Raw genomic sequence first — 18,474 nt, forward strand, 5'->3', positions numbered from 1 at the left:
GGCGTTTTTTTATGTTTTATCCTCTCCTGATTTTGCTCATCAAAAAGCAATAATTCACGTGCAGAGCATGTGCAGGCCAATCTTACTGAGGCTGTCCTTCCTGTGAAGCTCCTGTGCCGTCAGTGTCCGAGCTGCTGCTCGTTTCATCTGTCGGGGACTTGTCTTCTTTGGGCTGGGGACTTGTGCTTTCGTTACTGGTGCTTTTGCTGTCCTTAGAGCTTTCGCTGGCTTGAGTGCTGTCCTTCTGATCGGAACTGCCGTCTGTGCTTTCGTCATCTGAGCCGAAGAGGCCTTTAAAGAAGTTGACAATTTTGTCCCACAGGCCTTCGTCTTCGGCAGCGGACTTGATGTCATCCAAAGTGCTGTTGATTACCGCATCATCTCCCAGAACGGTATCCTTGGTATCGTTGATAATCCCGCCGTCGCTGCCGCCGCCGAAGAATCCCTTGATGGAATTCCAGATGCCGGCGAAAAAGCCTTCGCCTTTTCCTTCTAAATTGTCAAGGGTGTTCTTTAAGGCTTTGACATCATAGTCATACTGGGAAATGGTTTTCATGAGAGCGACGATTTTGTCCATCTGCTCTTTAGTGAGTGTGACGCCTTGATTACTGGCCGCCTCATCCACAACCTTTTGGATTTCTGAAGCGTCTGTCAGGTTATCTTCAATGACCTGCTCTTTAACATCATTGACCAGCGCCGATGCCTGTTCTTGTCCGACTGAATCGGCGATTTCTCCAGTGGTTACCAGTTCTTCTACCGCAGCTTCCTTTTGGCCTTCATTCAAATCCTGGCCGCTGGCAGTTTCGTAAGCCATCATAATACCTGTTAGAGCACCGGTTCCCGACACAGCGATGGGCGCTGCGGCTACTACGTTGCAGTTTTCAATCCCGGATGTGGCCAGGGTGCTGGCGATCATGGAACTGGTGACAAAGGTGAGATTGGCTGTTTTCACTTGAACGCCGCCGCTGTCAGTGGGCTCTATGTAGGAACAGCTGAAGGTTTTGCGGCCGATCTGCTGCTCGGTTGCGATGCCTTCCATGTATTTGCGTTCGTCGCTGTTGTTGACCTCGATGGTCTGGACTTGCTCCGGCGTGGTGCCGAAGTACTCGTACATATCAGCCCTCTGCTGTTTGGAAATATTGGCTCCCAGAGTGACAACCTTGGAGCTGTCCGCTGAGACAGTCAGCGTAGAGAGCTGAAACATAACTGTAAAAATCAAAAGAAATGAGATTGCTTTTTTTAACGTTTTCATAATCTAAGGTGTAAGAACACCATACCTCCTTTATTTTTTAATGATTCCTCAGTTATCATACCATATTAGGCTGCGGGAACAAAGGAAAATCTGATTAACAATTTATGAAGATTTTCTGATTTTTGCAGGGATCGGACAGCTTTCTTGCATTGTAACCAAGGATGGGAAGAACTGCTTTATGTGGAGATACGGCTGTCATCGTATACTCTTTTCCCAAAAACAAAATAAAATATGTTAGAATAGAAACAAACAGAGACAATAGCGCAGCCGGACTTGTTCTGGAGCGGGTTCCTGTTTCCGAGTATGCAACAGCTTACCGAAAGGGCGTCTCAGTACGGGATAATGCCGCCGCACATGTGGCAAGCCCTCAAATACTGAAACTGGATATTGAAAACTTTTTTGGCAGTATTACCGATTCCATGGTTTTTACGAAGGCTTTTCCCAGAGAATACTTCCCTTATCCAGCAGCGTCTCTCTTGACTGCAATTTGTTGTTATGAGGGATATCTGCCGCAGGGAGCACCGACTTCGGCTGCTATTTCCAATCTGATCATGAAAGACTTTGACCGGTACATAGGCAACTGGTGCAGAGAAAAGGGTGTTAATTATACCAGATATTGCGATGATTTGACCTTTTCCGGTGATTTCGATTGGGTCGAGGTCAAGAATAAGGTGCGAGCTTTTCTCAATGCCATGGGTTTTGAGATGAATAAAAAGAAAACAAAGCTTTTGACCGCTGGACAGAGGCAGATCGTCACAGGGGTTGTTGTAAACGAAAAATTACAGACGCCCAGAGCTTACCGCCGGGAGCTTCGTCAAATCTATTTTTACATGAAAAAATATGGAATGCGGTCTCATTTACATAATAAGCTGGGGCGTGAGGCTGCGAATGAAGAAATGGCTTCTTATTTGGAACATATTCTGGGACGGGTAAATTTTGTTCTGCAGATTAAACCGGAAGACGGCTGTTTTAAAGAAATGAAAGCTTGGATACTGGAGAAAAAGAAGGAGGAAGCGCATGAATGCTTATAAAACCATTGAAACGGACGATTATCCCGGACTAGCCCGCATGTTTTTCGAAAACGGCCTGGAAGTCGAGCCGGATGCGCCGCAGCCTGAAGGTTTGATTGGCTGCTGGGAAGTCTTAGACAGCAGCGGCAGCCGTGTGGCGGGGATAGAGCTGGAAATGCGGGCAGGCGAATATGTCATTGGCGGGATTACGGTACTCAAGCCCTACCGTAAGTCTGGTATCGGTGAGCTTATGCTGCAGACTGTAGTGGATAAGGTAAGGAAACTGGGCGGACCACGGGTTATGCTAGTGGCAAAAGTACCTGCGTTCTTTGAAAAAGCAGGATTTTACCGTATCGCCCGGGAAGATTCGCCGGAAATATCCAAGTGCTTTACCTGCGATCAGTTCCAGATCAGCTGCTCGCCGGAGATCATGGAAAGGAAGCTGTAATCTTCTATGGAAAATATAGTTCTGTAAAATCCAAAAAACTATAAATTATGTGGATTTTATGATTATTTTTTCCCGCTGCTTGAGCGCCGATAAAAACTGGGATATAATGTATAAAATGTGAAATCAGTTTAATATCTTTTGGCATTGCGATCGGCGAGTTTAACTTTGGCTTCACCGATTCAATTGTGGAATACAGCCTTGTATTCTGGTAACAAAGGAGAACTACGAAATGGAAACTAAAAAAACGAAAAATCGGATTATAAGCCTTTTCGTCATTTTATGCATGGTCGTTTCTGTCTGCAGCGTTGGACTGGAAGGAACTGCAGTCTTTGGGGCGGAAAAGCAGAGTCAGGAGATCAGAGGCGATTATGCAGAAGATCAGATCATCGTCGTGTTTGAGGATGATGTTAATAAAAAAGAAGCCGCTAAAATCGTCGATAAAAAAGATGGCGAAGATTTAACGTTGCTGGATACGCCGCAGGATGAAATTACGGCTGTCGTGGAGCTTCCAAAGGCGCAGACGGTGGAAGAGGCAGTGAAAACCTATGAGAAGGATTCCGAGGTTGCTTATGCTCAGCCCAACTATCGATATAGCTTGATCGAAGATGAAGAATCGGCTCAGCCCACAGCTAAAACAAATGCGGCGACTGCAGCTTTGAATGATACCTATGCAAAGGACCTCTGGCATTTGGATACGATCCAGGCAGAAGGGGCATGGGAATTGTTGAATGGGGCTCTTCATCAGAAAACAAGAGTTGCGGTACTGGATACGGGGGTGGATACTAGCCATTCGGATTTGCAGGAAAATTTGAACAAGTCCTTATGTAGAGATACTTCCTATGGAGATGAACGTTCGCTGAGCGGCGATGACGATGGCCATGGGACTCATGTCGCCGGGATCATTGGTGCTGCTGCCAATAATAAAACTGGCGTAGCGGGAGTTGCCAGCGGAAAAGATAACAGCGCTGTGGAACTTTTTGCAGTTGATGTATTTAAGGGTAAAAACGCTTTTACCAGCGCGATTGTCGCAGGTATTCAGTATGCGTCAAAAACCCAGGCAAAAGTAATCAATATGAGCTTGGGATATGCCAACGGAGGAGCCTTGAATTGGGAAGACGATCTGCTGAAAGATGCAGTCGATGAGGTTACTGCCAAAGGGACCACGGTAGTCTGTGCTGCAGGAAACGACAACAATCAAGTGCCCAATTATCCGGCGGATTTTGACTCCTGTATCAGTGTGATTTCAACGAACCAATCGAATCAGAAATCAAATTTTTCCAATTATGGAGCTGCCAAAGATTTATCCGCCCCGGGAGGAGAAACCCAATTGTATTCCAATGGACAAGAAAAGCTCAGAGAGGGAATTCTCAGTTCCTATCCCGGCGGATATGCTTGGAGTGCGGGTACATCCATGGCATCGCCTGTAGTAGCCGGCGTGGCTTCCATGCTTTATTCGATCGATCCTGCATTTTCGACCGACCAAATAAAGGAGCTCTTGTACAGTACGGCTACCGATATTGGAGCTTCGGGCCGTGATGATCAAAGCGGCTATGGTATTGTGAATGCAGAGAAAGCGGTGATCAAAGCATTAGAACAGCTGAGAGTGCCCACAGGATTGAAATTATCCGCATCTCATGTACTAAGCTGGAATCCGGTGGCAAAAGCGACAAGTTATATCGTTACTATAACTGACGAAAATGGAGATAAAACAAAATTTGATAACATCCGTACTCCCCAATATGACTTAGCCGGCCAATTAGCTGTAAGGAACCGGTGTACGATTTCCGTTCAGGCAGTCAACGAAACGAGCGTGAGCCCAGAGGGAATCCTGCAATTTTATGGTAATAAAGTTACACAGCTCAGGCTTTCCAATCGCTATCTTACCATAGGAAAGGGATACAGCACAAAATTATCCGCATCAGTTGTCCCCGGTAGTGCCAGCAATAAAACGTTAAAATGGGAATCTTCGCGGCCAGGGGTTGCAATGATTTCTCAGAGCGGGGTCCTTTATGCAATTGATTACGGAACGACTACCATCACGGTATCCACAAAGGATGGGAGCGGCCTTTCCGCATCCTGTCAAATAACCGTTCCATACACCATCAGCTATATATTAAACGGAGGCAAAAACAGCGCATCCAACCCGTCCACCTACTACGGCAGCCGGGTATCATTGAAAAATCCAACAAGAAAGGGATACACCTTTGCCGGCTGGTACACCAACAGCAGTTACAGAACTAAAGTAACAACGCTTACTTCCGGCAATTATACCCTATATGCAAAATGGAAAAAGGTTAGTGTGAAACGAACTTCAATCAAAAGTTTGAAGCGGGTATCAAAGACAAAACTGAAAGCTACTTATAAAAAAATCAGCGGAGCCAAAGGTTATCAGATCACTTATTCGACCAGCAAGAAATACAGTAAAAAGAAAACAAAATCCGTGACAGCGTCTTCTACTAAAAAAACACTGAAAAAGCTTAAGAAGGGCAAGACCTATTACGTAAAGGTACGTGCGTATAAAAAGGATTCCCGAGGAGGAAAGGTTTACGGAAAATACAGCAAAACGAAAAAAATCAAATTAAAGAAATAAAGGAAAAAGAGCCGGTATTACAAAGATGCCAGCTCTTTTTCAATGCGGCTCCAGGGAAAGCCGATCACATTTTCATAATCGCCTTCGATATGGTCCACATATCTGCCGAAGGTGCCTTGGATGGCGTAACCACCGGCTTTATCATAAGGTTCGTCCGTATTTATATAGGCCTCCAGCGCTTCCTGGGAAAAATCCTTAAAGTACACTTTGGTTATTTCACAAAAGAGTTTTCTCACCGGCAGTTCTGGTTTCAGCAGACAGACGCCGGTGGCCACATAATGCGCGCTTTTTCTCAGAGAAGCAAGGATTTCTTTGGCCTGGTCCGGATCTGCGGGCTTGCCGATGATGCGGTCTTTATACACCACTGTGTCGGCAGCGACCAAGATTGGCGAATTTATTTTCTGCTCTTGGGGAAGATGTTGTTCCGCCCATAAAGCCTTTTTGCACGCCAGGTACATGACTGCGCTTTCCATTCCCATGGTAATGGGAATGGTTTCATCAACTTGAGCCGGAAAAATGTACGGTTCATAGCCTTTTGCTCTCATCATTTGAATTCTCCTGGGTGAACTGGATGCCAGGACCAGATTGTTTATTGCCATAACCATTCCTTTCTTCATATTTCAGAACAAAATCGTTAGATGGAAGTAAGCTGATATTGATTTTGATTATAGCACAAAGCAGAGCCTTTTTTAATAGGCCAACCGATAGTTATTATGACATAAAACGATTAATCAAATGAAAATAGCGGGATCTTTCTTCCAATGGCATAATTTTTTAGAATTGGGAATAATAAAAAGGAAATCTGAAAGGAGGACTTTATGGCGGATAAAGAGAAACAAGAAAAAAAGCAGAAAAAGCAGGTGGCAAAAGCGTATGAACAATATGCAAGTCAATTTACGCCCAAGCCGAATTATTTCCTCAATTGCCTGAAGGCCTTTCTTGTAGGAGGGCTCATTTGTGTATGCGCGCTTTTACTTGAAAAGGCCCTGGTAGGGTATGGGCTGGACCAAAAAAATGCTGGAATCTATGTGACGGTGATCCTGGTCATGATCGCCCAGCTGCTGACAGGGCTGGGGCTTTTCGACTCCATCGGCAAGTTCGCAGGGGCAGGTGTGATTGTTCCGATTACAGGCTTTGCCAATTCTATGGTGGCGCCTGCTATTGAATATAAACAGGAAGGAATTGTTCTTGGCGTTGGGGCCAAATTATTCAGTTTGGCAGGGCCAGTGCTGGTATGCGGAATTTCAGTCGCAACCGTCATAGGTATCATTTACTGGATTGCAGGGCAGTTTTAGGAGAGGAATATGATAAAAAATAAAATGGGGAATCAGACTTTAGATTTTTCCAGAAGGCCGGTCATTCTCGGCGCGGCCTCCGTGGTAGGTAAAAAAGAGGGGGAGGGGCCGCTTTCACAATGGTTTGATACGGTTCTTGAAGAGGACACATTCGGCGAGAAAACCTGGGAAAAATCAGAAAGCAAAATGCTTAAGACAGCAATGATGGAAGCCCTTCAAAAATCAGGCAGGTCCAAAGAGGATATTGGGGCTATGCTCAGCGGAGATTTACTAAATCAACTGATGTCATCTTCATTTATGGCCAGAGATTTGCACATTCCATTTTTAGGTATGTATGGAGCCTGTTCGACGATGACTGAATCTCTCATGCTGGGCTCTGTTTTGACAGATGGACAATACAGCGATAATGTAATTATCGGAGCATCCAGCCATTATTGTACGGCAGAACGGCAATTTCGAATGCCTCTGGAACATGGAAACCAAAGGCCGCCGTCCGCGCAGTGGACTGCAACGGCTGCCGGTGCTATGGTTATCTCTTCTGGAAAAAAAGAGGAAGAGGCGATGATCGCGGATGATGAAGGCAATACAAAGACACCAGCAGTGGTAAAAGTATGCTGCGGAACGATCGGCAAAGTGATCGACGCAGGAATAAAGGATGCAAATCAGATGGGAGCGGCCATGGCACCGGCGGCGGTAGATACGCTGCTCAATCATTTTGCCGATACAGGAAGAAAAATCAATTATTATGATTTGATTCTAACCGGAGACTTGGGTTATATCGGTAAAGATATTGCTAAAGATTTGCTGGTGGATGCTGGTTTGCCGAAGAAAGAAGTGGAGAGCCGTTATGATGACTGCGGAGCTATGATCTATGCGAAAGAACAAGATGTGCATGGAGGCGGAAGCGGCTGCGGCTGTTCGGCCAGTGTTTTTTCCAGCTATATTTATAAAAGAATGCAGAGAGGTGAACTGCACAAAGTTCTGATCGTTTCAACAGGAGCACTGCTTTCAACGATCAGTCCGTTTCAGGGGGAATCTATCCCAGGAATCGCACATGCTATTTCGCTTGAGATTGGACAGGAGGAACGCTAATATGGAGTATGTATATACATTTTTAATAGGCGGCGCTATCTGCGTCATCGGGCAGATCCTAATGGATGTGACCAAGCTGACAGCGCCGCGGGTTTTAGTTTTGTTAGTGGTGGCAGGGGCAGTCCTGCAGGGATTGCATCTATATGAACCTCTGGTTCAGTTGGCACAGACAGGGGCGAGAGTCCCGCTGCCCGGCTTTGGCTATGCGCTTGCAAAGGGCGCAATGGAAGGCGCTAAGGAAAGTTTTCTAGGAGCGATCACAGGCGGCGTGAAAGCAGCGTCCGGCGGCATAACGATCGCTATTGCATGGGGATATTTGATCGCCCTGATCTTCAATCCAAAGTCAATTCGATAACGGATTACAATAGAAAAGACTCCGCGCTGTGCGCGGAGTCTTGCTGTTCTTTTAATCTCCGTTGTTTTCGGTATTCGTCGTCGGAGCTTTGGTTGTTGGAGCTTGTGTTGTCGGTGCTTTCGTCGTCGGCGCCTGAGTTGCAGGCGGCTGAGTCGTGGCTCTCTCAACTTGTTTAGTAGTGCCTTTTTTCTTATCGGAGCTGGATGAAGATTCGCTCTCATCTGAGGTGGATTTTGGCTTTGCAACTCGGGAATAGGTGCCATCCGTATAGTATTCACCGCCAATCTTGCTTACATCATCCGGCTGGCTCGGGTATTTACCGCGAGGCTCTCCTGCGCATACCTGGCTCATAATCGTTCTCCACAGACGGGCCGCTGCTGCGGAGCCTTCCGCCAGTTCAATGTTAACATCGTTTCCAATCCAGACTGAAGCGGTGTACTGCGGGGTAAAGCCAACGAACCATGCGTCGAAGTTATCACTAGTGGTTCCAGTTTTGCCCGCTACCGGCTGTCCGCTGAAGGATGCGTTCGATCCCAGACCATTGGTGACAACGCTGCGCAGAATATCGGTCATAATGAATGCAACGCCTTTATCCAGTACCTGTTCTGTTTTCGGTGTCTTATCAAAGAGCACTTCGTCGTTGCTGTTGGTGATCTTGGTATAAGCAACTGGCTCTGTATAAGTTCCTTCATTAGGGAAGATGCCGTAGGCCGCAGCCATTTCAATTGGTTTGATTCCGCGAGTCATACCTCCAAGAGCAAGGGCGGCCGGATTCATATCATTGGTATTTCCATCTTCTACCAGAGTGGTAACACCCATCTTTTTCAGCTGGGAAGTCGGGAATTCCGGACCCATCTGCTGATAAACCTTAACCGCACACACGTTTACAGATTGCTGTACGGCTGAACGCAGCGTCATGTGTCCACGATATCCGGTATACCAGTTTTTCGGCCAGGTTCTGCCGTTTACCACCATCGGCGCATCGTTGATTACGCTGCCTGCGGTGATGTATTTTCCCCAGTTGCTTCCGTCCGAATTGGAAAGACTCATGCTCTCGCCTTTTTCAGCCGCATTATAGGAACTTTGCAGAGCGGATGAGTAAATGGCAATCGGTTTGATGGAGGAGCCCGGCTGACGAGGCTGTACAGCGCGGTTGTAAATCTGTTTTCCTTCGGTGCCCCGGCCGCCGACCATGGCTTTTACTCCGCCGGTCTTGTAATCCATAATAACGATTGCCGCCTGAGGCTGAACAACCTTTTGCTTTAAAGCACAGTTCTCGGAACTTACAATCAGCTTTCCATCTTTTTCTTTGAAAAATTTGGGATAATCCTTGAAGAACTTAGCGGAAATAATGCAGTTGCCGCTGGCGTCCTTGCTTTTGTATCCCTGCGGTACAGAGATGGCGCCGTCTTCGATAGTATAATACTTACCGTCCTTTTGCTGGTACATAGGCTTGAAGGTAAGACCGATGTCGCTCTTGCCGCTTACCGTTATATCGAAGAATTTTAACCGTTTATCTTTGTAGATGGTGATACTGCCGTCGCTGTTTTTCTTGTATTCATTCTTTTTGAGCACGAACTGATCTTTGCTGTTGAAATAATCGTCGTAATCATAAAGTACAATTTTTCCTGTTTTACTGTTGAGAATATTTCCGTCGCCGTCCTTTCGAACGTTGGTCACTCTCGGGAAATGGGAACTCTTTTCGAATTCCTTTTCAGCGATCTTTTGAGCACTCTTATTCATGGTCGTGTAGATCTTCAGGCCCCGTCGATAGATAAATTCTCTGGCTTCCGATTTGGGCCAACCATATTCTTCCATAATGTCAGCTGTAATCTGATCAATAGCATAATCGGTAAAATAGGAAGAGAAGCCGCTGCCTTTATCAGCAGAGATTTTCATGCTCTTCTTTAAATTTTCATCCAATGCTTTGTCTGCTTCCGCCTGGGTTATGTATCCTTGATCCACCATATTGCGCAGAGTTGCCTTACGCCGGTCACTGGACAAATCTCCATTGTATGCGTAGACGATACTGTCCGTTTCGGCCAAGATATTTTTCTTCTCTACTTCTACGGTGCCTACAGGATAGGATTTCACTAAAGCAAAAGCATCCGGTGATTGGGGGAGAGAAGCTAGTGCCGCGCATTCCAGCAGATCGAGCTTTTTCACACTCTTGCCAAAATAAGCCTGCGAAGCAGATTCTACACCATAGCAGTTGAAGCCCAGATAAATGGTGTTCAGGTAAGCCTCCACAATCTGTTCTTTAGACATACTCTTTTCGATCAGTACGGTATAATACGCCTCCAGAATCTTTCGATTGAGAGATCGTTTGCTCTTGGTCTCACTCAAATATACGTTTCGGGCAAGCTGCTGGCTGAGAGTACTGGTACCGCTGATCTGGCCGCCTCTGAAAACGCTGTCTTTAATGGCGCCCATAATTCGCACGAAGTTGAAACCGTGATGCTTCCAGAAGGTCTTATCTTCGATAGCCACGATGGCATTGACCAGATTTTCAGGCAGGTCTTCGTAAGCCACATTAGCCCGGTTACCCTCTTCAGAGAACACACTTTCAATCTCTTTGCCTTCATCGTCGTAGATGGTAGAACGCTGATAGAGGCGCGTATAAATATTATCAGCATCAATGCTGTGTGTTCCTGCGGTCAAAATGAGTGCGCCCACATAAATCACGCCAATCAGGATCAGAGCAAGAATCGCCAGTCCAATGATAGTAAAGACTTTTTTCTTTTTGCTCATGGGCTTTTTCTCTTTTTTCTTTCCTTTTTTCTTGCTTTTCTTTGATGATGCTTCGGAAGCTGCTTTTTCTTTGCTCCTTTTCGCACGGGAATTTTCCGCGGCGCGAGCGGTGCGCGAGGGAGCCGGTGTCGGTTCGCTTTCCGGGTTTTTCGGTTTTTCTGGTGTCTGCGGCTTTTGCGGCTGGGGATCAGCGGCCTCATCTACCTTATCAAACTCGGCGAAAAACTCGTTTATATCATCAGAGCTTGAATTTTTATTGAATTTATCTGCCAAAATCTTATCCTCCTGTAACCAATATATTCAGTCTGAATTATAACATAGAAGAAGGGAAAAGTTAAACGTTTTATCCGATTCTTTCGATTTCCGTAAGAGAAAATTAAGTTTATTGGGTTGTGAATTTCCATATTTTGTAATATAATAGGTCCTGTGTTACCGTAAGCAAAGAGTGAAGCCGAATGTCTTTGGGGGGAGAGACATTTGAGAAGACCGATGATTTTTATTGCCATCGCCTTCGGCAGCGGGATTGCAGCTGCCTTTTTTTCGCAAGCCCATCAGGCGATTTGGATCGGCATACTGGCCGCGGCCGCAGCGCTTGCGCAGGTGGGAAACCGGCTGCAGGTCCGCTTGCAGCTGACAAAGGTTTGTTTGTTCGTATGTGTGTTTTCCATGGGCGGATGGTGGAATCAGACCTGTGCAGACCAGCCTGACTCCATGGTGCAGCAGGTGGGAAGACAGGTCCGGATAGAGGGGCTGGTGACGGATATTCAGCAAAAGGACCAGGGGTATGCTATGACAGTAAAAACAGAGGACAGCCGCACCTTGGTTCACTATTATGGAAAGCTGGATGATTATCGGGATTTGACCGGGTCCTGGGCTGCATTTTGCGGCACGCCTGAATTGGCGCAGGAACGGAGGAATCCGGGATGCTTCGATTATAGACTATATCTTCAAAGCTGTGGGATTGGCACGGTTATGACGACTTCCAGTGTGGAACTGCTTGCGATAAAGTCGGCGGCGTTCCTGCGCCTTACGAGCCGGATCAAAGGCGGATTGGAATATAAACTGGAGCGCTTTACTGACCAGGAAGTAAAAGCAATGGCATTGGCCATGCTCTTCGGCGATCGTTCGGCTATGTCTGAGGATACTTATGAAGATTTTCAGAGAAACGGTACTGCTCACATTTTGGCGGTCAGCGGTCTGCACATTGGAGTTGTCTATGGATTTTTTGCATTTTTGTGGCGGGGGAGAAAAGGTGCTCTTTTCTATATTGGAGCATTGTTTTTCTTACTGTCTTATATGGCGCTGGCTAGTTTTTCGCCTTCCGTGGTGCGGGCAGGCACGATGATTATCCTTCATTTGGGGGCCGGGCTCCTCCACCGCCGGTACGATCTGCTTTCTGCGGCGTCCTTTACCTTTGTGCTGATGCTTTGTTATAATCCGATCCAGCTTTTTCATGTAGGCTTTCAATTGTCCTTCCTGGCCGTTGCCTCTCTGGGGGTAATCCTTCCTTTTGTTCAGCGGTTTTATCAGGGAGTGTTCCTTTCCTCGCTGGCCATTCAAGCGGGAATGGCTCCCTTTACGGCATATGTGTTCAACTATGTGTCTCTGGGGGCCCTTTTAGCCAACCTGCCGATTATTTTTCTGGCGGGAATCCTGCTGCCTGTGGGGATCGTCATGCTGGTTTTATCGGGCGTTTCGGACCGCATATTTGAATTCTGCGCCTTTTTCTTTGAACAGGGGTGCCGTCTGCTGGTATGGATCAACGACTTTTTTTACGCCGGAGGAAAGACTTCCTTTGATGTAGCAAGCCCGCCGGTCTTTCTTCTGGCATTCTATTATGGGATTTTGTTTTTCTTTGTTTGTGAAAAGGGCAGGATTCTGTTTATTCGAAGAAAGAAAGCCCGTCTTATAGCAGGCGCTGCGGTAATTCTTATTACAGCCATGACAGCGGCGGCAGCAGTGGATGACGGCTTTTCAAAAGCGCAGATTGTTTTTGTTGATGTAGGGCAGGGAGATTGCATCCATGTCCGTACACCGGAAGGGAAGAACTACCTTTTTGATGGAGGCGGGAGCATCCGTTATGATGTGGGGAAGAAGATTTTAAAACCCTATCTTCTCAAAAACGGCGTCAAAAAGGTAGATGCAGCTTTTGTGACCCATCTCCATGAGGACCATTATGGGGGAATCCGTTCTCTGGCAAGAGAGGGGCTGGTGGAGACCATCGGCGTTTTTGAAGGCAATCGCTTAAAAGAAAAAGAACTCAAACATGAAACCGGCGCCCGGATGCTTTATCTCTATGAGGGTCAGAGTGTAAAATTAGGCGAAGGCGTGTATGTGGATATTTTGGCGCCGGAGCGGGCCAGCGGGAAAGAATATGAAAAGCTGGCCGCTGATGAGGAAGACGAAAATGCTTCCAGTCTGATTATGAAGCTGCGATGGGGTCAGGTTTCCCTTCTCATAACCGGGGATATCGATCAGGAGGGAGAGCGCCTTTTGCTGGACCGTTATTCCGGCAGCACCACCCTTACCGCCACCATTTTAAAAGTGGCCCATCATGGCAGCAAATACAGCTCATCGGGTGATTTTCTTCAGGCCGTATCTCCGCGGGCTGCCGTGATTCAAGTGGGGAAAAATAATTTCGGCCACCCTGCGAAGGCTGTTATTGAAAAATGCGGGGAAAAGGATATAATGGTATATAGGAACGATACCTCCGGCGCCATTGGCATTTGCCTGGAAAAAGGCGGCAGGGGTATTTCTATACAAAAAATGATTGAATAGAGGGTGAAATGGCATATCAGAATTATAAGAAAAAAGAGCATGCTTTCCAGACGATCGGCAAGGATTTGAAAACGGGGGATATCCCCAATCTGGTGCTGCTGTGCGGAGAGGAGCAGTATCTGGTGCATTGGGCGACGGAACAGCTGCTGGAAAAATATATAAATAAGGCATGTCAAACGCTTGACTTTACCCGCCTGGAGCCGGAAAGCCTGACCATAGATTCGATTCGGGAAAGCTGCGAAACGCTGAGCATGATGTCTGAGCGGAGAGTGGTACTGATCCCGGAATTTCCGCCGGCCCTGGGGCAAAAGCTGAAGGGCTTTTCTGAAAGCGATGAAAAGGAACTGTTGGAATACCTGAAAAATATTCCCGATACCTGCCTGTTAATCATAACGGCAGGCGTACCCGACCCGAAGAATAAGAAAAAGAGCAAGCTTCTGACCGCTGCCGCTAAGCTGGGGCGGGTCTATGATTTCGGCCCTCTGAGCGGCGCCCAGCTCAAGTCGTTTATTGTGAAACGGTTCAAGGCGTCGGGAAAGCTTTGCCGCAATTCTGTGGTCGAGCTGCTGATCGAGGACAGCGGATACGGAAACAAAGAAATCGACTATAATTTATATAATCTAGAGAACGATATTAAAAAGATAATCGCCCACAGCAGCGGCGATGAGATTGTATCCGCAGATGTGGCCCTGACCATTTCCACCAATCTGGAGACCAATGTCTTTGCCATGCTGGATGCCATCAGCCGAAACCGCAAAGATGAAGCCTATCGCCTGCTGCACAATCTGCTGGTCAGCGGTGAAGGGGTCTATCGCTTGCTGGCTCTCATTTCTTCCCAGCTGGAGCTGATTTTGGAGGTGAAGGAAATGCGGGAGGAGGGCCTGGGCCTGGCTCAAATACAAAAACATCTGGGCATCCATGAATTTCGTATCAAGAAAGCCATGAGCGTGACAGAAAAGTATTCTACGGAAGGCCTGAAGCGGATTTTATCAAAGGCCTATGAGATCGATGGTAATATAAAAACCGGCCTTCTTGATCAGATGCTGGCTTTGGAGCTGTTTGTGGCTGAAATATGATGTATGGTGGGGAGTGGATATGACGAAGCAAGTAAAAGCGGACCTGATGCTGGTCCTGGTTACCCTGTGCTGGGGTGTTTCCTATTTTTTAATGGATCTGAGCCTGGGAGACTTAGGTCCTTTTACGTTGAACGCTTTTCGCTTTCTGGGCGCGTTTTTAATCGCCTTTGCCGCTGCGTTCCCGAGACTGAAAACGGTCAATAAAACGACATTGAAATACAGCTTGTTCATTGGGGTGGCGCTGGTGCTGGTTTACATAGGGGCAACTTTTGGTGTTATGCATACCAGTTTGTCCAACTCTGGCTTTCTGTGCGCGCTGACGGTGGTCTTTACTCCGGTTTTCGCTTTTTTCTTTAAAAAGCAGGTGCCGGATAAAAAGCTGGCGCTTGTGGTGGTCATGTGCCTCATCGGCATCGGCCTTTTGACGCTCAATGATCAGCTAAAGCCGGCGCTGGGCGATTTGCTGTGCATAATGTGCGCTGCCGCCTATGCGGTGGATCTGCTGCTCACGGAAACTGCTGTGGCAAAGGAAGAAGTAGATGCTTTTCAGCTGGGCGTCTTCCAACTGGGGTTTACGGGAATGTTTAATTTGATTCTGGCTTTTTTCGCAGAAGAACCCCATTTTCCCGCCAGCGGGAAGGTTTGGGGCGCGGTAATTTTCCTTTCGGTGTTTTGTACGGGCGTTGCTTTTATCGTGCAGGCCATCGCTCAGCAGTATACCAGCGCATCCCATGTGGGCGTCATCTTTGCCATGGAGCCGGTATTCGCCGGCGTCGTGGCTTTCCTTTTCGCGGGGGAAGTCCTCCTTCCGCGGGCTTATGCCGGAGCAATTCTTTTGGTCGGCTCCCTCTTTGTTATGGAGCTGGATTTGAAAAAGCTGTTTAAAAGAGATGAAGACTAAGGATTCTCATTGAGTACGGCTTCCCCGCAGAGTAGGCAGTGGTTCTTTGGGTCGTTTCCCAGTCCGCTTTGTCAAGTCGGGCATAACCTTGAAACAAATATCGGAAACAGTCCTTGCCCTGAGAAATTTTGATCGTTTACTGGCGCTAATACCGGATATTCCCGCAGGCTTCATACGGTAATGTCAGTACTGGAGAACCAAACTACCTTTTACCGATACTTTTTTATGCGAGTTTATGCGAGGCCGGGCCGCCGGGGAATGCCGCCCAAGAATGACATTCGGCACCTTTCCAAAGAGGCAGGAGCCGCACGCCGAAGAATCCCTCCGGCAGCGACAGACAGCCCACCAAATACTTTCCTTGTTAAAACCCTGTCACACCGCTCTTTTTTAGCTGGATTTCTCATACCTCAAATCCAATATCGTGCAGATTTGCACAGCATATTTCTTCCGATCAGTATTCCGTGTTTGATTCAATTTTCAACATTGTAACTGGTTTCCGAAAGAAAAGAGAAAAAATTGATATTTTTCTGACATTAATTCCAACTCTTCTAATTGCTTTTATGTCCTATCTTTGATACAATGACTATATTGCACGTTGTAAAGGTATGACGATGAAATTAATTAGGAGGTTACTAACATGAGTGAAAAAGGTTGCTGCTGTGGTCAGAATCAAGTCGACCAGTTTACGGAACTAGCACCGGTGCTGGACAAATACGCAAAAGTACCCGGCAGCTTAATCACAATTCTTCAGAAAGCTCAGGATATTTACGGGTATCTGTCTTTTGACGCTATCAATTACATATCCGAGGCAACAGGCATTAAACCGGCCAAAATTTACGGCGTTGCCACTTTCTATTCCCAGTTCAGGCTGAAGCCGATCGGAAAATATCTGATCATGCTCTGCAAGGGAACCGCCTGCCACGTAAATGGAGCGGATACCATTGAAGAATCGATCTGTGAATATTTAAATATCCAGGACGGAGAGACGACGGAGGACGGCTTGTTCACCCTGAACAACGTAGCCTGCCTGGGATGCTGCTCGCTGGCTCCTGTTATGATGGTAAAAAGTGCCGACGGCGACGAGACCTACGGCAATCTGACAAAGGATTCTGTCAAGGAAGTTCTGGCAGAGATTCGGGAAAGAGCATAGGAGGTGAAGAGTAGTATGAAGGTAATAATCGGACAGGGCAGCTGCGGCGTTGCTACAGGTGCCAAAAAGACAGCCGCTGAATTTGAAAAACAAATCGCGGATAAAAACCTGAAAGTAGACGTCGACATTACGGGCTGCGTAGGCACATGCTATTTGGAGCCGATCGTAGATGTATATGAAGATAACGGCGATTTGACCAGATACGTCCAGGTACAGCCGGACAAGGTAGAGGCTATCGTAGACAGCCACCTGGCAAAAGGCGAGCCTGTAAAGGACATGGCTATTTCCGACGAGGATAAACAGTTTGTGGAAAAACAGCAGAGAGTCGTGCTGCGCAACTGCGGTGTCATCAACCCGGAAAACATAGACGAATACATAGCGGTAGATGGATATAAAGCGATTGAAAAAGTCGTGACCTCCATGACACCGGATGAAGTAATCGAAGAAATCAAAATTTCAGGACTGCGGGGCAGAGGCGGCGCGGGATTCCCGACTTGGTTCAAGTGGAATGCTGCAAAACAGAGCCCTGGCACTGAGAAATATCTGGTCTGCAATGCAGACGAAGGCGACCCGGGCGCATTCATGGACCGCTCTGTTCTCGAAGGCGACCCCCACTCCCTACTGGAGGGGATGATCATTGCCGGGTACGCAATGGGCGCCAATGAAGGAGTTATTTACTGCCGTGCTGAGTATCCGCTGGCGATCAGAAGACTGGAAATCGCCATGGGTCAGGCCAGAGAAAAGGGATATTTGGGCAAGAACCTCTTTGGAAGCGGTTTTGATTTCGACATCCGGATCAAAGCCGGAGCAGGAGCTTTCGTATGCGGTGAAGAAACTGCTTTGATCGCTTCCTTGGAAGGCGAAAGAGGTATGCCGAGACTGAAGCCTCCTTTCCCTGCCGCAAAGGGCTATTGGCAGAAACCGACCGATATTAATAATGTAGAGACTTTGGCCAACGTACCGTGGATCCTCTTTAACGGCGGAGCTGCTTTCGGCGCGATGGGCACGGAAAAATCCAAGGGTACCAAAGTATTTGCTCTGGCCGGAAAGATTAAAAAAGGCGGACTGGTGGAAGTTCCCATGGGACTGCCCCTCAGAGAAGTCATCTATGGAATCGGCGGCGGTATCAAAAACGATAAGGAATTCAAAGCAGTTCAGATGGGCGGACCATCCGGCGGCTGTATTCCCGCCAGCCTGATCGATACACCGGTAGATTATGAAAATATCACTAAGACAGGCGCCATCGTGGGATCCGGCGGTATGATCGTCATGGATGAAACCACCTGTATGGTCGATATGGCTAGATATTTCCTGGATTTCACCAGAAAAGAATCCTGCGGAAAGTGCAACTACTGCCGGATCGGAACCAAGAGAATGCTGGAGATTCTGGAAAGAATCACAAACGGCGAGGGACGCGACGGCGATATCGAGCTTCTGGAAGAACTGGCTGTTAAGATCAAAGACGGTTCACTGTGCGGTCTGGGACAGACTGCGCCCAATCCTGTATTGACAACCATTAAGTATTTCAGAAACGAATACGAAGACCATATTTACAAGAAAAAATGTACAGCAAAATCCTGCAAGGCACTGATCACTTACGAGATCACCGATGCCTGCAAAGGATGTACTCTCTGCTCCAAGAAATGTCCTGTGGACGCAATTTCCGGAGAAGTTAAAGGAAAACACGTTATTGATCAGGATAAGTGCGTGAAGTGCGGCAGATGTCTGGAAAGCTGCAAGTTTGACGCCATTACAGTAGAGTAAGAGAGGAGGAAA

General features: G+C 47.2%; 14 protein-coding genes. 11 read left to right on the forward strand and 3 right to left on the reverse strand.

Annotated features, from left to right (window positions below; translation table 11 throughout):
• Positions 1–82: 82 nt before the first annotated feature.
• Positions 83–1,219: a DUF1002 domain-containing protein gene (locus tag LG211_RS03400; RefSeq protein WP_253019370.1), complete on the reverse strand. Its 1,137-nt coding sequence runs from the start codon at positions 1,217–1,219 to the stop codon at positions 83–85.
• A 194-nt stretch (positions 1,220–1,413) separates the two neighbouring features.
• Between LG211_RS03400 and LG211_RS03405 the strand changes: the two genes are divergently transcribed.
• The 3 genes from LG211_RS03405 to LG211_RS03415 all read left to right on the forward strand — a co-directional run bounded on the left by LG211_RS03405 (position 1,414) and on the right by LG211_RS03415 (position 5,300).
• Positions 1,414–2,283, forward strand: coding sequence for a reverse transcriptase family protein (locus LG211_RS03405; RefSeq protein ID WP_269476996.1), 870 nt, complete (start codon positions 1,414–1,416; stop codon positions 2,281–2,283).
• Entirely contained in the window at positions 2,270–2,710 is a 441-nt protein-coding gene (locus tag LG211_RS03410; RefSeq protein WP_253019372.1) for a GNAT family N-acetyltransferase, read from the forward strand. Before LG211_RS03405 ends, LG211_RS03410 begins: the two co-directional genes overlap by 14 nt.
• Positions 2,711–2,939: 229 nt before the next feature.
• Positions 2,940–5,300 (forward strand): S8 family serine peptidase, encoded by a 2,361-nt coding sequence (locus LG211_RS03415; protein WP_269476997.1) that lies wholly within the window; start codon positions 2,940–2,942, stop codon positions 5,298–5,300.
• 17 nt (positions 5,301–5,317) lie between these two features.
• On the opposite strand, the gene LG211_RS03420 is transcribed toward LG211_RS03415, so the two are convergent.
• On the reverse strand, positions 5,318–5,917 hold the full coding sequence (locus LG211_RS03420) for a Maf family nucleotide pyrophosphatase (protein WP_148396662.1): 600 nt from the start codon (positions 5,915–5,917) through the stop codon (positions 5,318–5,320).
• Positions 5,918–6,118: 201 nt separating this feature from the next.
• Here LG211_RS03420 and spoVAC point away from each other — a divergent pair, with 201 nt between their 5' ends.
• The 3 genes from spoVAC to spoVAE are packed head-to-tail and all read left to right on the forward strand — an operon-like array spanning position 6,119 to position 8,042.
• On the forward strand, positions 6,119–6,595 hold the full coding sequence (spoVAC, locus tag LG211_RS03425; RefSeq protein ID WP_148396661.1) for a stage V sporulation protein AC: 477 nt from the start codon (positions 6,119–6,121) through the stop codon (positions 6,593–6,595).
• Positions 6,596–6,604: 9 nt separating this feature from the next.
• Complete coding sequence (gene spoVAD / locus LG211_RS03430) at positions 6,605–7,687, forward strand: stage V sporulation protein AD (RefSeq protein WP_148396660.1); 1,083 nt, start codon at positions 6,605–6,607, stop codon at positions 7,685–7,687.
• Position 7,688: 1 nt separating this feature from the next.
• Positions 7,689–8,042 (forward strand): stage V sporulation protein AE, encoded by a 354-nt coding sequence (gene spoVAE, locus LG211_RS03435; RefSeq protein ID WP_148396659.1) that lies wholly within the window; start codon positions 7,689–7,691, stop codon positions 8,040–8,042.
• Between the two features lie 51 nt (positions 8,043–8,093).
• Here the strand turns inward: spoVAE and LG211_RS03440 are convergent, their stop codons facing one another.
• On the reverse strand, positions 8,094–11,066 hold the full coding sequence (locus LG211_RS03440; protein WP_148396658.1) for a transglycosylase domain-containing protein: 2,973 nt from the start codon (positions 11,064–11,066) through the stop codon (positions 8,094–8,096).
• 204 nt (positions 11,067–11,270) lie between these two features.
• Between LG211_RS03440 and LG211_RS03445 the strand changes: the two genes are divergently transcribed.
• The 5 genes from LG211_RS03445 (at position 11,271) to LG211_RS03465 (ending at position 18,462) form a co-directional block, all read left to right on the forward strand.
• Positions 11,271–13,571: a DNA internalization-related competence protein ComEC/Rec2 gene (locus tag LG211_RS03445; RefSeq protein WP_148396657.1), complete on the forward strand. Its 2,301-nt coding sequence runs from the start codon at positions 11,271–11,273 to the stop codon at positions 13,569–13,571.
• Positions 13,572–13,579: 8 nt separating this feature from the next.
• A complete protein-coding gene (holA, locus tag LG211_RS03450; protein ID WP_148396656.1) occupies positions 13,580–14,647 on the forward strand; it encodes a DNA polymerase III subunit delta in 1,068 nt (355 codons plus the stop codon).
• Positions 14,648–14,666: 19 nt separating this feature from the next.
• On the forward strand, positions 14,667–15,548 hold the full coding sequence (locus LG211_RS03455) for a DMT family transporter (RefSeq protein WP_148396655.1): 882 nt from the start codon (positions 14,667–14,669) through the stop codon (positions 15,546–15,548).
• 637 nt (positions 15,549–16,185) lie between these two features.
• A complete protein-coding gene (gene nuoE, locus LG211_RS03460) occupies positions 16,186–16,698 on the forward strand; it encodes an NADH-quinone oxidoreductase subunit NuoE (protein ID WP_148396654.1) in 513 nt (170 codons plus the stop codon).
• A 15-nt stretch (positions 16,699–16,713) separates the two neighbouring features.
• Entirely contained in the window at positions 16,714–18,462 is a 1,749-nt protein-coding gene (locus tag LG211_RS03465; protein WP_269476999.1) for an NADH-quinone oxidoreductase subunit NuoF, read from the forward strand.
• Positions 18,463–18,474 lie beyond the last annotated feature (12 nt).

The sequence above is a fragment of the Hominibacterium faecale genome (genome assembly GCF_020734085.1).
GTDB lineage: Bacteria > Bacillota > Clostridia > Peptostreptococcales > Anaerovoracaceae > Hominibacterium > Hominibacterium faecale.

What these genes read in the sequence shown, in the direction of transcription:
- LG211_RS03415 (WP_269476997.1), top strand. Translation starts at nt 2,940, where the DNA reads ATGGAAACTAAAAAAACGAAAAATCGGATTATAAGCCTTTTCGTCATT.
- LG211_RS03420 (WP_148396662.1), bottom strand. Translation starts at nt 5,917, where the DNA reads ATGAAGAAAGGAATGGTTATGGCAATAAACAATCTGGTCCTGGCATCC.
- spoVAD (WP_148396660.1), top strand. Translation starts at nt 6,605, where the DNA reads ATGATAAAAAATAAAATGGGGAATCAGACTTTAGATTTTTCCAGAAGG.
- LG211_RS03410 (WP_253019372.1), top strand. Translation starts at nt 2,270, where the DNA reads ATGAATGCTTATAAAACCATTGAAACGGACGATTATCCCGGACTAGCC.
- nuoE (WP_148396654.1), top strand. Translation starts at nt 16,186, where the DNA reads ATGAGTGAAAAAGGTTGCTGCTGTGGTCAGAATCAAGTCGACCAGTTT.
- spoVAE (WP_148396659.1), top strand. Translation starts at nt 7,689, where the DNA reads ATGGAGTATGTATATACATTTTTAATAGGCGGCGCTATCTGCGTCATC.
- spoVAC (WP_148396661.1), top strand. Translation starts at nt 6,119, where the DNA reads ATGGCGGATAAAGAGAAACAAGAAAAAAAGCAGAAAAAGCAGGTGGCA.
- LG211_RS03405 (WP_269476996.1), top strand. Translation starts at nt 1,414, where the DNA reads ATGGGAAGAACTGCTTTATGTGGAGATACGGCTGTCATCGTATACTCT.
- LG211_RS03465 (WP_269476999.1), top strand. Translation starts at nt 16,714, where the DNA reads ATGAAGGTAATAATCGGACAGGGCAGCTGCGGCGTTGCTACAGGTGCC.
- holA (WP_148396656.1), top strand. Translation starts at nt 13,580, where the DNA reads ATGGCATATCAGAATTATAAGAAAAAAGAGCATGCTTTCCAGACGATC.
- LG211_RS03455 (WP_148396655.1), top strand. Translation starts at nt 14,667, where the DNA reads ATGACGAAGCAAGTAAAAGCGGACCTGATGCTGGTCCTGGTTACCCTG.